Here is a 13,838-nt window from a genome sequence, read left to right as displayed (position 1 = left end):
CGGGAGCAGACATCGCGCCATGCCTGAGCAGCTCACCTTTCTTGCAGGCTTTTCACAGCCCCAAGCCGCTCCAACGCCGACAGATTCTCAGGTCTCAGCTTCGGCTCCACCTTCTGTGGTTCCCCCAGGCGTTGTGCCTGACGCCACTGGCGATCGGACTGAGGATTCGGTCGAGGGCTCCCCCTCCACCATTCTGATCATTGATACGGAAACCTCAGGCTTGGATCCGCTTCAAGACAAGTGTCTTGAGGTGGGCTGCATTCTGTTCGATGTACCGAGTCGCTCGGTGCTGGCCCAGCAATCCTTCCTCCTGCCGGTTGAATCCAATGCTGCGGAGGCGATTAACCGGATTCCCGCCGCCGTCACCCGCCGCCCACAGCCCTGGCAACAGGCGCTGGTGTGGTTCGAGCATCTGCTCAGCGCGGCTGATCTGCTGGTCGCTCACAACGCAGCCTTCGATCGCCAGTGGTTCGGTCTTGGTGCTGTGCCGGCCACCACCACGCCATGGCTCTGCACCATGGAGGACATTCGCTGGCCGGCTGAGCGTCAGCTGCGCTCACGGCCATCGGTGCGTGACCTTGCCTTGGCCTATGGCGTCCCGGTCTGGGCAGCTCATCGTGCCCTGAGCGATTGCATCTACATCGCAGAGGTCTTCGCGCGTTGCGATGACCTGGAGCAGCTCTTGGAGCGTGGATTGGAACCCCGCCAATTGATGCGCGCTCGGGTGTCGTTCGATGAACGCCATCTGGCCAAAGCGGCCGGCTTCCGCTGGAACGATCCGATCAAGGGTGCTTGGACCCGTCGGTTGAGTGATCGCGAGATTGCAGCGCTGGAGTTTCCTGTCGCCCCCGTGGAGCTGGAGGCTGATCGCCTCAGCGCCTGAGACTGCGCTTTTGCTTCAGCACTCCGAAAGGCTCTGGGTGATTTTGCAGACAGTGCTGCTTGAGGCAGCACTCTGAAGACATGACGGCATTTCTGCATCCCCATCAACGCCCCATTCGCTCTCGCTTGCGCCAATGGCAGCAGGTGCGCACCTGGGCGCGCTTGATTCGTGAAGCGGAAGCGCTGTGGCATGTGGACGTGCGGGCCCTGCGACGCATGGGCGCTGATGAACTCAGTCAATTGATCGGCGAGGTTCCCGCTATCCATCGCAGACGTGTGAACCGCTGGCTGCGTTGCTACGCGGTGGCAACCCGTCTCACTGTTGTTCCGATCACTGTTGTTCCGATCACCGTTGTTCCGACGCTCTGAGGTTGGATCCACGACGCGGGAGGATGGTCAAAATCACAACGAAGGTTTTGGCACATCGTTCCCTGGCTGTCTCAAGCCTGAGCGTCCTTGCTGTCGGTCTTGCCTCCTGTGGTGGCAGCTCCAGTGTGTCCAGCCTCAATGCAGCCGGAGCCTCCTTCCCCGCCAAGGTGTACCAGAGCTGGTTTGCCGAGATGGCCGGCTCCGGCGGCCTCAAGGTGAACTACCAGGCGGTGGGTTCCGGTTCCGGTCGCAAAGCCTTCATCGATGAAACAGTTGATTTCGCTGCGTCAGACGACCCGATCAAAGAAGCCGACCGCAATCAGGTGAGCCGAGGGGTGGTCCAGATCCCCATGGTGGGGGGAACCATCGCCTTCGGATACAACAAGCCGGGTTGCGAGCTTCAGCTCACCCAGCAGCAGGCTGTGGGGGTGGCAATCGGCCGCATCAGTGATTGGAAAGAGCTTGGTTGTGACGCGGGCACGATCACCTGGGTGCATCGATCCGATGGATCCGGCACCACCAAGGCCTTCACCAATTCGATGCAGACCTTTTCACCGGATTGGACCCTCGGCAGCGGTAAATCGGTGAAATGGCCGGTGGGCGTGGGTGCTAAGGGCAATTCTGGGGTGGCCGGGGTGATCGACAACCGGGTCGGCGCGATCGGCTATGTGAATCAGTCGTACATCAAGGGAAATGTGCAGGCTGCTGCGGTGCAGAACAAGTCCGGTGAATTTCTCAAGCCCTCCGTAGAAGCGGGTGCCATAGCCCTCAACGGCATTGAGCTCGATGAGCATCTGGCTGGCAGCAATCCCAACCCCGAGGCCGCTGGTGCCTACCCCATCGCGACTCTCACCTGGGTTTTGGCCTACGCCACAGGCAATGGCGCGAAGGCTGACGCTGTGCGTGAGACCTTCAACTACATGCTTAGTTACACCAGCCAGGAGCGTGCATCGGCCTTGGGCTTTGTCCCTCTCCGGGGAAGCATCCTCGAAAAATCTCACAGTGCGGTGGAGGGCATTCAGCCCTGAATGCAAACCATTGATTTGGTGGATTCATGCCCCGGTTTGGACTGTCCAAACCGGGGTTTTCTAATGACTTAAAGAGCTTTTAGGGGAACCTTAACCAGCGTTAATGGGCGCATAACGACAGGTCGTCCTTGCTGCGATTAAGCCTGGATTGCAACAGCCTCGTTTCTCTTTCGGTTGTGATGCGCATCGCACAAAAAGCCCTTCTTGCCTCTTCCCTGCTTGTTCTGGGAGCAGGCATCTCCGCTTCGGCAGCTCCCAAGCTGAACGGCGCTGGTGCTTCCTTCCCCGCCAAGATCTATCAGCGTTGGTTCGCCGACCTGGCCAAGTCTGGTGGCCCTCAGGTCAACTATCAGGCTGTCGGTTCCGGTTCCGGACGTAAAGCCTTCATCGACCAGACCGTGAACTTCGGCGCATCGGATGATCCGATGAAGAAGAAGGATATGGCCAAGGTCGGCCGTGGTGTCGTTCAGATCCCGATGGTGGGTGGCACCATCGCCTTCGGCTACAACAAGCCCGGCTGCAACCTGAAACTCACCCAGGAGCAGGCCGTCAAGGTCGCCATGGGCATGGTTAAGAACTGGAAAGAGCTGGGCTGCCAAGCTGGCACTCTCACCTGGGTGCATCGTTCTGACGGCTCCGGCACCACCAAGGCCTTCACCAACTCCATGGAGGCTTTCTCCAAGACCTGGACCCTGGGTACTGGTAAGTCTGTCAAGTGGCCTGCTGGTGTCGGCGCCAAAGGTAATTCCGGTGTTGCCGGTGTGATTCAGAACCGCGTGGGTGCCATCGGTTATGTGAATCAGTCCTACATCAAGGGCAACGTCAAGGCCGCTGCTCTCCAGAACAAGGCGGGTGAGTTCCTCAAGCCCTCCGTTGCTGCTGGCGCCCGTGCCCTGAACGGCATCAGCCTCGACAAGGATCTAGCTGGCAAGAATCCCAACCCCACCGCTAAGGGCGCTTACCCCATTGCAACGCTGACCTGGGTGTTGGCCTACAAAACCGGCAACGGCAAAAACGCCAAAGTGGTGCAAGATGCCTTCAACTACATGTTGAGCAGCAAGGCTCAGGACAAAGCTTCTTCCCTGGGGTTTGTTCCTCTGAAGGGTGACATCCTGGCCAAATCAAAGGCCGCAGTCAAAAAGATTGGTCTGTGATCTTGGCTTGAGTTGGTTTTTTGAACCAAATTTCAAAGGGCCCTTCGGGGCTCTTTTTTTATGAAGATCTGCACTTGGAGTCAATGTTAGAGCCCTCTTAACCGAACCTCTCCCACCTCTTTGTTGGAGATCGATGTTGTCCTTAATACAGTTTTGGTGGATTTATGGAATTGCAAATGCTTGCTACTCCGTCCTCTGATCTGTCTTCAACAGCTCTGGGCTTCAAGGCGTTTCTTGAAGGCAGCTATCAAAAAAACAATGTCGTTCATGTCACATCAGGGAGTTTGATTCCACTCCTGAAAAACAGCGTTTGGTTTGTGGTGCGCGGCATGGTGAAACTGGGTGCCGTTTCAGTTCATGGGGATGAATTGGTGCTTGGCCTTGTGGGGCCCAATGAACCCTTTGGTGCTGCTTTCACCAATGTGGAGGCCTATGACGCTGTTGCGCTGATGGATTGCGATCTGCTCTGCTGCAATCTGGCTGAAGTGGAGCAGTCACCGCAGTTGGCTCTCGCCTTGGCGAAGGCCATGACGGCCCGTTACCGCCAGGCGGAATCGATGTTGGCTTTGCTGGGCTTGCGCCGCGTTGAAGAGCGGGTCCGGGGGTTTGTCGAGCTGCTCGCTAGGGACTTTGGTGAGCCCTGTGATGATGGTTTGCGGCTGAATCTCCGCCTCACCCATCAGGAGATCGCCAGTGCACTCAGCACGACGCGGGTGACTGTCACCCGTGTGTTGGGTCAGTTACGAGATGAGGGTTGGCTTCAGATTGATTCGTCCAGGCATCTCGTGATGACCCGAACTGGCCGTCACTGAACACAAAAAAAGAGCCGGCATGTTTGCCGGCTCAGAGCCTGAAACGCTGGGTTTCAGGTGGGGAAAAAAACGGTTGAAATCGGAGCGGCGGGATTTGAACCCACGACCCCCACTACCCCAAAGTGGTGCGCTACCAAGCTGCGCCACGCCCCGTCAGATTTAAGTTATCACAGTGCATCCCGGCGTCTGAGTCGTCTAAGCAACCGAGTGGTGAGCTTGGCTCGTGTTGCTGATCCGTAGTGATACAGACGCAGTCCTGAGGCGGCCTTACGGAGCTCGGCCAAGCTCATCGCGGCCAAACGGAGTTCCGGAAGGGTGCGCCAAGCCCTGGACCGCATGGGGAGTGCCGCAGGACCTTTGGCTTGGCCAAGATTCAGAGTTCCATCCGCCAACCACTCAGGGATCAGCACAACAAGAACGGCAATCAAGCCGTAGAGCTCAACCAGCCCTCTGGGCAGAGGATGCAGTTGTCGCTGCTCGGATGGATCAGGCCGCTCACTCACTGCAGATCGGAGGGGTCCCTCTTCGTCCACGATCGCACTAGGAGGCAACCTGCTTCTGGGCAGGTGGTCAGATTGCCAATGGTGTCACTTTGGGTTGAGGCGTCTCCCGCCAGAGAAATGGAGCTTGCTGCTCTCGGTTGAGGGAGACACTGCCGAGGATTAGGCCGAGAACCAAAATCAGCGTTACCGCGATGGCCAGGATCACCTGCCGATCAGACAAGGGCTCGGGCATGCCATTGATTGGGTTCTTGAACATCCTGGCCGAAACGACTGTTTTTTCGCAGCGTGTTCGTGGCCATGCGGGAGCCGGATCTCCTCAGGCCAGCGCGATCGGACTGTTGTCAGATCGGAGCACGCAGTGACTGATGGACCAGTCGTACTTGTCCCAAACCTGCTTCGGGAGTTTGTAATTGGAGCCTTCGAAGTCGCCGAGCAGCGTCTGGGTTGGCATTGCGGAGCAGTAGGGGCGGCTTCCCGGTTTGGCGAGGTATTGCTGCCAGTAATGGGAGTATCCGAATGAAGGGTTCAATCCCCTTTGCCCGAACCGGCTGTCATTGATGAGCGCCACTTTGAACACTGCTCTGCAATTAAGCAACTTCAACAGGGCCAACACCTGAAGAAGCGCTGCAAGCTTTGGGCGCTGACCTGGCAAAAGGAGATGGGCTGGGCACCTGAGGCGGGTTGAGGTACAGGCAAGGGGGAAGCCCGCTACCAAAAAAACAAGATGTTGCAGCGTATTTGTGGGGCTCTAAAAAACGTCTCCTAGGCAACCTAGATCTCGTTCTTTTTGGACCATCATGTCTCTGTCGGGTAGCCAATCGGACCCGAAAGCCGGTCAGAGCGATGACCGACGAGAGCTGCGATTTGACCTCTGTTTCGGCAGGGGGCAAGTCCGCTCGCCCTTAAAAAATATGGTCGAGCCTGGAGTATGCACTCTTTGCATATCAGCCTTCGTTCGTGGTCGAATCGCTCCGGAGCTGCAGCTCTGTCGACCACACAAACTTCTAAAAGATGGTCTGGGCGCCTGAGGCTGGGTGACATCACTACGTGACGACCGATACAAACCGCGGCATCATTCGCGGAATCGAACCTTTCCGATGCTTCGCCGCCTGTCCATCGGTCTTGTAGCTTCAGCCATCGCCATTGCGCCCCTTTCAACCAAGGCGCAGGACGGCACTGCAGAAGACCTTGGTGATGTGATGAGCATCAGCCTCAAGGATATGGTCAAGCCCAGTCTTGGCTTCCAAGGCGCGCTGCAAGGTGCTGGCACCCCCAATCAAGCAGGCATCGGCGGCTTCCTTCCGTTGTCGATTGGAGAGAACAGCATTTGGTTCCTTGATGCACTCGCCAACGTCAATTTTGCTGATAGACACAATTACTCAAGCATTGTTGATACAACTGTCGACGGGCACACAATCAGCACATCAACTCGCCTTGGCTACCGATGGCTGAATGGTGACCGTTCTTGGATGTATGGGCTCAATGCTGGTTACGACAGCCGCCCGATGAATACCAGCTATGCCGACTCTGGAATTCCAGTGGAAGACGGACATGCTTTTTACCAGCAAGCTGCATTCAACTTGGAAGCTGTCTCCAATCAATGGAGCCTTAATGCATATGGATTAATTCCACTTGGCGAAACAACAAAAGAATTGAACTGGCATTACAATGGAGGCGCATTGCAAGCTTATGGACTTGACGCCGGATACATGATCACTCCCAGCTTAAAAGCTAGTCTCGGTGGATATTATCAAAAAGGTGATTACAACAAGTGCAAAGCAAGAGACGAGGTAGACAATGTTGGAATTAGAGCACGCATTTCTTACAGAATCGCCAATGGCTTTGTCGCCGGCGTCAATGCCTCATACGACAATTCTTTTGACGCAAGAGTTTCTGCAGACATTAAATACCGCTTCGGATCGAATAATCACAATAAAGCCACAGATATGCCAGGAACCATTTACGCAATGTCGGCAACACCAGGGAATCGTGACGTCAGAGTCCATGACAACTGGTTCACTAATTTATTTCGCGGCTCAGGCTGCAAAAAGAAAGACGACGAGAACTTCAATCGTGCATTCAATGCACCGCGTATAGGCTAAATCAATACTAATACAAGCAAATAATTGAAGCAGTTATTTTACTGAAGTTCCCTGTTTTGCAAGATGATGCTGAGCCCTGCCTCTTCTGCCGAGCGGTAGCTGCGCTTCAACCGGCTGCTGATCTCCTCCAGGGCAAGATCGTCATGGGCAACGCTGGCCCATGCGCCGTCTTCCAACAGGTCGATGGTGGTGCTCCGGCTGCGGCACAGCAGGAACGGGTAGCGCTGCACCCCGATGTTGCGGTTGAGCCGGTCGTCCCTTGCAGCGATGACGGTGGCCACGGTGCCGCCTTCGATCAGCGACAGCAGCTGTTGATATTTCGGGCGGTCGGCTGAGGTAGCGCTGCCGGTTTCGATCAGCAAAAGATCACACCCTGTGACTGAAGGAGTTGTTCCTGCCGGTCGAGGGATGTCTGTTGGTCGGCGTCGTCGGTACTGCCCCGGCCGTAGCCGATCCGCAGCCCTGCTTCAGCTGGCGAGCTGGATGGGGGCGTTGTCAGATCGGAGCACGCAGTGACTGATGGACCAGTCGTACTTGTCCCAAACCTGCTTCGGGAGTTTGTAATTGGAGCCTTCGAAGTCGCCGAGCAGCGTCTGGGTTGGCATCGCGGAGCAGTAGGGGCGGCTTCCCGGTTTGGCGAGGTATTGCTGGTGATACTCCTCGGCGAAGTAAAAGGTTTGATCCGCCAGGATTTCGGTGGTGATGGCGCCATAGCCCTTGGCGGAAAGGGCGACTTGATACGCGTCTCGGCTGGCCTGGGCCTGTTGAAGATGCAGCGGGTTGAAGGTGTATATGGCTGATCGGTATTGGGTGCCGGTGTCGTTGCCTTGCCGATTGCCCTGGGTGGGGTCGTGGCATTCCCAGAACAACTTCAGCAGGTCGCTGAAGTCCAGAGCGGGGCGACTCCAAACCACACGGACCACTTCTGTGTGCCCTGTTCTGCCGGAGCAGACCTGGTTGTAGGTCGGTTGCTCCGTTTGACCGCCTGCGTAGCCCACGGCAGTGGTCACGACTCCCGGCAGCCGCCAAAACCCTTTTTCCGCTCCCCAAAAGCATCCGCACGCAAAGATCGCCTCCTCTTGGTCCGCCATCAATGGGGCAGTGAGCGGTGTCCCCAAAACAGCGTGCGTTGTCGGTGCAGATGATTCAGCGCCGCCGCGGGGAGACAACCAAGAGGGCAACATGTTGATTCCGTCGATCATCCAAGCTTAGGCAGCTGATTCAACGGCGCGATGCTTCGGCACGTCAAAGATTTGTCGTGGCTGGATGACCTGATAGAGATGAAATCCCTCCGACTCAATGGCTGGCTAGAAAGAGCTGGGTTTGAGAGAAACGAGCGGACAGTGAATTTGAATCAGGTTGCAATCAGATTTGTGTCTGCTTCAAAGTGTTTATCAGATTGATGTCGTTGATCACACGTTTTTTAATCTGCTCAAAAAGTGAGGTGGAGAATGTCGGCGGACCGTGGCGTCTTTGACGAATGGATGAATTTTGTTATTAGCTTGGCTGCAGATCAACGGAAGACCATTCGGGCTTGCTCACTGGAAAATGTCTTCAGTGCTCTGTTGTTGATGGCATCAAAATAGTCTGAAAATCGTGATTTATCGTCTTCTTATTGCTTGTTCAGTAGCGAAGTAGCGTCGGTTTTTTGGATTGAATTGAGGCTTTCGCTTTCAGCTCTCTGAAGCTTTTGGTGTTTGTGGTTCCAGTTGAATATGGTTCAGCAGCGTTGTGACAAATGCAAAAAGGAGAAAAGGCAGGCTGAGAACAAGGATGAGTCCCACGCCTACAAGCGCAAACACCGGGCGCGATGACCCCATCAGGGCGAGGCCAGAGGCCAAGCTCACAAAAATCACTGCCATCCAAGCCAGCACCTGTCCGTAGATATCGCCAAAGGTGAGCGTGCAGCGCACCGCGAAGGGGGATCCGCTGGTCATGGAAGAAGTTGCCGTCACCACAGCTAAGCCATGGACACGGCGATTGTCAGAAACAGCTCGGAGATTCTTCAGGAAGCCATCGCATCCAGCTGTTGCGCCGCCTGCTGACGCTCCCAAAGTCGCTTGTAGACCCCTGGTTGCTGAATCAACGCGCTGTGGTGTCCCTGCTGCACGATGCGCCCGCTCTCCATTACGAGGATGCGATCACAGGCAGCGGCTGCAGAAAGTTGATGGCTGATCATCACGATGGTCCGATCGTCCTGCGCCCGGATCGAATCGAGAATGGCTGCTGCGGTGTTGTTATCGACACTCGCCAAGGCGTCATCGAGCACCAACACCGGGGCCGACATCAGCAAAGCCCGTCCGAGCGCTGTGCGTTGACGCTGACCACCACTGAGCGTGATGCCGCGTTCCCCAACGATTGTTTCGAAGCCATCTGGGAATCCCTTGATGTCATCAGCGAGACGGGCCTGGCCTGCCGCCCGCTCAACACGTTGATCTGTGGCTGCAGGGTCGCCATACCGGAGGTTGTCCGCCAGGGTGCTGGTGAAAAGAAAGCCCTCTTGGGGAACAATCGCCACATCACGGCGTAACTCCTGCAGGGGCATCTGGGTTACATCCACCCCATCCAGGAACAGCTTCCCAGGCTCGAGAGGAACCATGCGCCCGAAGGAGCGAGCCAGGGTGGTCTTGCCGCATCCCACCGGACCAACAACGGCGACCAACTCTCCCGGTTCGATGCAGAAACTCAGGCCGTTGAGCGTGTTGTGCTCAGCACCCTCGTATTGAACGGTCAGGTCACGGGCTTCAAAGCGACCCCTGCGTTGGTTTGTCGGATGAGGTCGATCGGTTGGTTGCTCTGGATCTTTGATCTTCGGTTCGCGTCGGAGCAACTCTTCCACCCGCTCGAGGCTGACCTGTCCGGTCTGAAAGGTGTTGAGCGTGAATCCCAGCAGAGCTGTCGGGAATACAAGTTGCTCCACATAGAGAATGAGGGCGACCAGGCCACCAATGCTCAATCGACCGGATTCGAGCTGACCGCTGCCGATGGCCAGCAGCAACAGGAGTGAGACGGACGAAATTCCCTCAAGCAGAGGGAACAGGGTGCTCCGTGTTCTCGCCAGACGAATGGCGCTATCGCGATAACGGCGGTTGCGCGTTGTGAAGGCATCCTGTTCCGAAGCCTCTTGGCCGTAGATCTTGATGGCTCCGATGCCCGAAAGATCCTCCTGAATCAGATTGCTGAGCGCCGATAGTTCTTCCTGCTGCGCACGTTGTTGACGCATCATGCGCCCGCCGAACAGCCTCACCGTGCTGAGCATCACGGGGTATAGACCGACGGCGGCCAGGGTTAGCCATGGATCGATCGCCAACATGGCGGGCAGCGTGAGCGCATAGGCCAGCAGCGTGTTGGTCAGGCTGAGAATCGCGAATCCGAGCAGGCGACGGATGTTTTCCACATCGCTGGTGGCGCGACTGATCACCTCTCCGCTGCCTTTGCTCTGAATCCAATCGGGTTCCTGGCGGAGCATGTGCTCGAACAAGCGCTGACGCAGCTCCACTTCCACCTGCCGGCCCACGCCGAAGACGAGTTGGCGCGAGACCAGTCGAATAACCCCCATGGTGCTCGCAAGAAGCACGACCCATCCCGCCTGGCGCAGGACCCCGGCGTAACTGAATCCCTCTTGCAGCTCATCCACGACGCTGCGGACCTCCATCGGGATCGTCACCCGCAGGATGTTGACCACAACCAGTGCAATGGCTCCCAGCAGGACAGTGCGTCGATGGGGTCGCAAGTAGCGGCCGATCAAGTCGAGACGTAGGGCAGCCATGCGAGCTCGTGGGTCCCGTTGGGCCGCCAACCTAGGCATCCGTCTTGAGCCGCTGGTCGTCCGCCACTCATCTGAGGGATAGTGGAGACGTCCCCATCACCTGGCCCGGCGTGCCTCGCACCCGGGTTTTTTACTGCCAGCTTCTCTTCCATGTCCTCAGACACGCGCTCTTGGTCGGTTCGCTTGGACCACCTGCTGCAGGGCAACCACCTCAGCTCCGATGAGGCCACCGCCCTGATGCATGCCTGGCTGGCCGAGGAGCTCGAGCCTGTTCAAACAGGGGCGTTCCTCGCTGGTCTAAGGGCCAAGGGAATGGTGGCCGATGAGCTTGCGGCCATGGCAGCTGTTTTGAGGGAAGCGTGCCCACTTCCCTGCGCCCGGCCCAATTTGGCGATGGTCGACACCTGCGGCACCGGTGGTGACGGTGCAGACACGTTCAATATCTCAACTGCTGTCGCCTTCACCGCCGCCGCCTGTGGAGTGAATGTGGCGAAGCACGGCAACCGCAGCGCCAGCGGCAAGGTGGGCTCAGCCGATGTTCTTGAAGGGCTCGGTCTCAACCTCAAGGCACCGTTAAACAAGGTGGTGGAGGCTCTGCCTGGAACCGGTGTCACCTTTCTGTTTGCTCCGGCCTGGCATCCCGCCTTGGTGAATCTGGCTCCATTACGACGCCGTCTGGGCGTTCGCACTGTGTTCAACCTGCTGGGTCCACTGGTCAACCCACTGCAGCCCCAGGCCCAGGTTCTTGGTGTGGCTCGTCCGGAGCTTCTCGATCCCATGGCAGGTGCCCTCCAGCAGTTGGGATTGACCCGTGCCGTTGTTGTTCACGGCGCTGGCGGTCTCGATGAGGCTTCCTTGGCTGGCCCCAACGCCTTGCGTTTGATCGAATCGGGGTGCATCAGCAGCCAGGAGGTCTGCCCTCAAGATCTGGGCCTGACGGGTGCCGGCCTCGATTTGCTGCGTGGTGGTGACTGTTCGGTGAATCAGCAGATCCTGCGAGATGTTCTGCAAGGGCATGGATCGCTCGCTCAAACGGAGGTGGTTGCCTTCAACACGGCATTGGTGCTTTGGGCCTCTGGATTGCAAACCGATCTGACGGCTGCTGCTGCACAGGCCATGACGGTTCTGCGAGAGGGCAAGGCCTGGGAGAAGCTTGTCGCTCTGCGGGATGCCCTGTCCAATGGAGAGGGAGAATGAGTGACTGATGACCTTCGGCGGCCCTCCGATGCCCGACTCCCCATCAGATAAGGCCTATCTCGTCCTTGCCGATGGCACGGTTCTCACCGGTGTTGGCTTTGGCCATCGCGGTACAACCATTGGTGAAGTGGTGTTCAACACCGGGATGACCGGATATCAGGAGGTGCTGACGGATCCCTCCTATGCCGGACAACTGGTCAGCTTCACCTATCCCGAACTCGGCAATACCGGGGTTAATGCCGACGATCAGGAAGCCGATCGTCCCCACGCCCTTGGTGTGATCGCACGCCAGCTGGCGCCGTCGCCCAGCAACTGGCGTTGCGAACAGACTCTCGACACCTGGATGCACAGCCATCAACTGGTGGGTATCAGCGGTGTAGACACCCGTGCGCTGGTTCGTCATCTGCGCGAGGTCGGTGCCATGAATGGTGTGATTAGCAGTGACGGCCAGACACCTGCGCAGTTGTTTGAGCTCTTGAAGCAGGCGCCTTCGATGGAAGGACTGAACCTGGCGGATCGCGTCACCACCCGTGAGCCCTACCAGTGGAATCAAGCCTGCAGCGTCGGGTTCGATCAGCGCCTGCAGCGTCGAAGCGACGCCCCCTTCCGCGTCGTCGCGGTTGATTTTGGAATCAAACGGGCCATTCTCGATCGCCTGGTCGCCCATGGCTGTGACGTCACTGTTCTTCCTGCAGACACCGATCTGGCCACGGTTCGTTCCCATCGGCCGGATGGTGTCTTTCTCTCCAACGGTCCTGGCGACCCTGCGGCGGTGAGCCACGGCATTGCTCTGGCCAAGACTCTTTTGGAGGAGGAGGATCTACCGCTGTTTGGGATCTGTTTGGGTCATCAGATTCTCGGTCTGGCGCTCGGCGGCGAGACCTTCAAGCTGTCCTATGGCCATCGTGGTTTGAATCATCCCTGTGGCACCACGGGGCAGGTTGAAATCACCAGTCAGAACCACGGGTTTGCCCTCTCTGCCGAATCTCTGGATGCAGATGCCATTGATGTCACCCATTTCAATCTGAACGACCGCACCGTGGCGGCCATTGCTCACCGTCACAAGCCCGTTTTTGGTGTGCAATACCACCCGGAAGCCAGTCCTGGACCCCATGACGCGGATCATCATTTCGCCCGCTTTGTGACGCTCATGGCCGATCGCCGTAGATGAGGTGGTTGCCCAGGCTCAGCATCACTACACTTCGTGCCGATGATGCCTGGGGGGCTTGATCCCATCAGCGAACTGCAGCGACTGACCGTCTCTCTACGGGGCGGATTTGAACAGAAGGATGGCTGTCTGGTGTTTCACTTCACCGGCCAACTGGATGCGTACTCCGAGAAGCAGTTCATGGAGTACGTGGCTGATGTTTTGAAAGCCAACAAGCTTCCAGCTGTTCTCGATCTCAGCAAGATCGATTTTCTCGACTCATCCGGCCTCGGGGCCCTGGTGCAGTTGGCCAAACAATGCACGGATGCCAAACGGTCGTTTCTCCTTGTGGGCAACACCCGTGTGATGCAGACGATCAAGTTGGTGCGGCTCGAAGAGTTTCTCCATCTGGTTGAGGATCTTCCGACAGCTCTGAACCAATTGGCCGCTTGAGCGACTGGATTCGTAATCAGTCACCCAGTGGTCTGAACGATCAGTTGGGCCCATTGCAGCTGGCTTGGATCGGAGATGCCGTCTGGGAGCTTCATCAACGGCTCCGCCATGGAGCCAGACCCGGCCGTTCCGACCATTTGCATCGTGCTGTTGTGGCAGATGTTCGCGCTGATGCCCAATCCCGTTTGTTGACTTGGCTGGAAGACCGTCAACTCCTGGACTCCCAGGAACTCGATCTGGTCCGTCGGGGTCGCAACAGTGCAGGCCGTGGTCCGCGCCGAGCCGAGGCCGCTGTGTATGGACGGGCCACAGGGTTTGAGACAATGGTTGGCTGGCTGTTTCTGAACAATCCAGCCCGGCTTGCTGAGCTCTTCGATCACCTGGAGCAAGCCGGATCCAACCCATAACGTTGCCTCGCACAC

General features: G+C 57.4%; 16 protein-coding genes, 1 tRNA gene and 1 pseudogene. 10 read left to right on the top strand and 8 right to left on the bottom strand.

All coding sequences use genetic code 11. From position 1 onward, the window contains the following. The first annotated feature begins 19 nt into the window (after positions 1 to 19). From FZZ88_RS07140 to FZZ88_RS07120, 5 genes are all read left to right on the top strand, one after another. Positions 20 to 883 carry a 3'-5' exonuclease gene (locus tag FZZ88_RS07140; RefSeq protein WP_230332853.1) on the top strand — a complete coding sequence of 288 codons (864 nt, stop codon included), beginning with the start codon at positions 20 to 22 and terminating at the stop codon, positions 881 to 883. An 80-nt stretch (positions 884 to 963) separates the two neighbouring features. Next, positions 964 to 1,251, top strand: coding sequence for a hypothetical protein (locus FZZ88_RS07135; protein WP_166018165.1), 288 nt, complete (start codon positions 964 to 966; stop codon positions 1,249 to 1,251). Positions 1,252 to 1,274: 23 nt separating this feature from the next. Next, positions 1,275 to 2,279 carry a phosphate ABC transporter substrate-binding protein PstS gene (pstS, locus tag FZZ88_RS07130; protein WP_166018167.1) on the top strand — a complete coding sequence of 335 codons (1,005 nt, stop codon included), beginning with the start codon at positions 1,275 to 1,277 and terminating at the stop codon, positions 2,277 to 2,279. A gap of 179 nt (positions 2,280 to 2,458) precedes the next feature. After that, entirely contained in the window at positions 2,459 to 3,433 is a 975-nt protein-coding gene (pstS, locus tag FZZ88_RS07125; protein WP_166018386.1) for a phosphate ABC transporter substrate-binding protein PstS, read from the top strand. 176 nt (positions 3,434 to 3,609) lie between these two features. Continuing rightward, positions 3,610 to 4,245, top strand: coding sequence for a Crp/Fnr family transcriptional regulator (locus FZZ88_RS07120; RefSeq protein ID WP_166018169.1), 636 nt, complete (start codon positions 3,610 to 3,612; stop codon positions 4,243 to 4,245). 79 nt (positions 4,246 to 4,324) lie between these two features. Here the strand turns inward: FZZ88_RS07120 and FZZ88_RS07115 are convergent. The 4 genes and pseudogenes from FZZ88_RS07115 to FZZ88_RS07100 form a co-directional block, all read right to left on the bottom strand. Further along, positions 4,325 to 4,398: transfer RNA gene (locus FZZ88_RS07115), tRNA-Pro, on the bottom strand. Positions 4,399 to 4,412: 14 nt separating this feature from the next. Beyond that, positions 4,413 to 4,748, bottom strand: a complete 336-nt coding sequence (locus FZZ88_RS07110) for a hypothetical protein (RefSeq protein ID WP_166018170.1) — start codon at positions 4,746 to 4,748, stop codon at positions 4,413 to 4,415. A 67-nt stretch (positions 4,749 to 4,815) separates the two neighbouring features. Next, positions 4,816 to 5,004, bottom strand: coding sequence for a hypothetical protein (locus FZZ88_RS07105; protein ID WP_115023379.1), 189 nt, complete (start codon positions 5,002 to 5,004; stop codon positions 4,816 to 4,818). A gap of 60 nt (positions 5,005 to 5,064) precedes the next feature. Further along, a pseudogene (locus FZZ88_RS07100) lies at positions 5,065 to 5,250 on the bottom strand (peptide-methionine (S)-S-oxide reductase MsrA); the annotation flags it as partial. Between the two features lie 595 nt (positions 5,251 to 5,845). On the opposite strand from FZZ88_RS07100, the gene FZZ88_RS07095 reads away from it, so the two are divergent. After that, on the top strand, positions 5,846 to 6,850 hold the full coding sequence (locus FZZ88_RS07095) for a carbamoyl-phosphate synthase (protein ID WP_226423742.1): 1,005 nt from the start codon (positions 5,846 to 5,848) through the stop codon (positions 6,848 to 6,850). Positions 6,851 to 6,888: 38 nt separating this feature from the next. Here FZZ88_RS07095 and FZZ88_RS07090 read toward each other — a convergent pair whose 3' ends face one another. From FZZ88_RS07090 to FZZ88_RS07075, 4 genes are all read right to left on the bottom strand, one after another. Further along, complete coding sequence (locus FZZ88_RS07090; RefSeq protein WP_166018172.1) at positions 6,889 to 7,212, bottom strand: recombinase family protein; 324 nt, start codon at positions 7,210 to 7,212, stop codon at positions 6,889 to 6,891. A gap of 105 nt (positions 7,213 to 7,317) precedes the next feature. Beyond that, positions 7,318 to 8,034, bottom strand: coding sequence for a peptide-methionine (S)-S-oxide reductase MsrA (msrA, locus tag FZZ88_RS07085; RefSeq protein ID WP_166018388.1), 717 nt, complete (start codon positions 8,032 to 8,034; stop codon positions 7,318 to 7,320). Positions 8,035 to 8,523: 489 nt separating this feature from the next. Further along, positions 8,524 to 8,787 (bottom strand): hypothetical protein, encoded by a 264-nt coding sequence (locus FZZ88_RS07080; protein WP_115023378.1) that lies wholly within the window; start codon positions 8,785 to 8,787, stop codon positions 8,524 to 8,526. Between the two features lie 68 nt (positions 8,788 to 8,855). Further along, positions 8,856 to 10,619, bottom strand: coding sequence for an ABC transporter ATP-binding protein (locus tag FZZ88_RS07075; RefSeq protein ID WP_166018174.1), 1,764 nt, complete (start codon positions 10,617 to 10,619; stop codon positions 8,856 to 8,858). A gap of 150 nt (positions 10,620 to 10,769) precedes the next feature. Between FZZ88_RS07075 and trpD the strand changes: the two genes are divergently transcribed. The 4 genes from trpD to FZZ88_RS07055 are packed head-to-tail and all read left to right on the top strand — an operon-like array spanning position 10,770 to position 13,823. Beyond that, a complete protein-coding gene (gene trpD, locus FZZ88_RS07070; protein ID WP_166018176.1) occupies positions 10,770 to 11,816 on the top strand; it encodes an anthranilate phosphoribosyltransferase in 1,047 nt (348 codons plus the stop codon). Positions 11,817 to 11,823: 7 nt separating this feature from the next. Further along, complete coding sequence (gene carA, locus FZZ88_RS07065; protein WP_206339296.1) at positions 11,824 to 12,987, top strand: glutamine-hydrolyzing carbamoyl-phosphate synthase small subunit; 1,164 nt, start codon at positions 11,824 to 11,826, stop codon at positions 12,985 to 12,987. Positions 12,988 to 13,026: 39 nt separating this feature from the next. Continuing rightward, on the top strand, positions 13,027 to 13,416 hold the full coding sequence (locus FZZ88_RS07060; RefSeq protein WP_115023375.1) for an STAS domain-containing protein: 390 nt from the start codon (positions 13,027 to 13,029) through the stop codon (positions 13,414 to 13,416). Then, positions 13,413 to 13,823 carry a Mini-ribonuclease 3 gene (locus FZZ88_RS07055; protein WP_115023373.1) on the top strand — a complete coding sequence of 137 codons (411 nt, stop codon included), beginning with the start codon at positions 13,413 to 13,415 and terminating at the stop codon, positions 13,821 to 13,823. The genes FZZ88_RS07060 and FZZ88_RS07055 overlap by 4 nt, the downstream gene beginning before the upstream one ends. Positions 13,824 to 13,838 lie beyond the last annotated feature (15 nt).

The organism is Synechococcus sp. PH41509 (assembly GCF_020514285.1).
Taxonomy (GTDB): domain Bacteria; phylum Cyanobacteriota; class Cyanobacteriia; order PCC-6307; family Cyanobiaceae; genus Parasynechococcus.
This window is presented reverse-complemented; position numbering and strand designations above follow the sequence as displayed.

Bases quoted from the DNA above. Each gene is read 5' to 3' on its own strand.
- FZZ88_RS07140 (WP_230332853.1), top strand. From the start codon at position 20: ATGCCTGAGCAGCTCACCTTTCTTGCAGGCTTTTCACAGCCCCAAGCC.
- FZZ88_RS07095 (WP_226423742.1), top strand. From the start codon at position 5,846: ATGCTTCGCCGCCTGTCCATCGGTCTTGTAGCTTCAGCCATCGCCATT.
- carA (WP_206339296.1), top strand. From the start codon at position 11,824: ATGACCTTCGGCGGCCCTCCGATGCCCGACTCCCCATCAGATAAGGCC.
- pstS (WP_166018386.1), top strand. From the start codon at position 2,459: ATGCGCATCGCACAAAAAGCCCTTCTTGCCTCTTCCCTGCTTGTTCTG.
- FZZ88_RS07075 (WP_166018174.1), bottom strand. From the start codon at position 10,619: ATGGCTGCCCTACGTCTCGACTTGATCGGCCGCTACTTGCGACCCCAT.
- pstS (WP_166018167.1), top strand. From the start codon at position 1,275: ATGGTCAAAATCACAACGAAGGTTTTGGCACATCGTTCCCTGGCTGTC.
- FZZ88_RS07135 (WP_166018165.1), top strand. From the start codon at position 964: ATGACGGCATTTCTGCATCCCCATCAACGCCCCATTCGCTCTCGCTTG.
- FZZ88_RS07080 (WP_115023378.1), bottom strand. From the start codon at position 8,787: ATGACCAGCGGATCCCCCTTCGCGGTGCGCTGCACGCTCACCTTTGGC.
- FZZ88_RS07060 (WP_115023375.1), top strand. From the start codon at position 13,027: ATGATGCCTGGGGGGCTTGATCCCATCAGCGAACTGCAGCGACTGACC.
- FZZ88_RS07105 (WP_115023379.1), bottom strand. From the start codon at position 5,004: ATGTTCAAGAACCCAATCAATGGCATGCCCGAGCCCTTGTCTGATCGG.
- msrA (WP_166018388.1), bottom strand. From the start codon at position 8,034: ATGTTGCCCTCTTGGTTGTCTCCCCGCGGCGGCGCTGAATCATCTGCA.
- trpD (WP_166018176.1), top strand. From the start codon at position 10,770: ATGTCCTCAGACACGCGCTCTTGGTCGGTTCGCTTGGACCACCTGCTG.
- FZZ88_RS07120 (WP_166018169.1), top strand. From the start codon at position 3,610: ATGCTTGCTACTCCGTCCTCTGATCTGTCTTCAACAGCTCTGGGCTTC.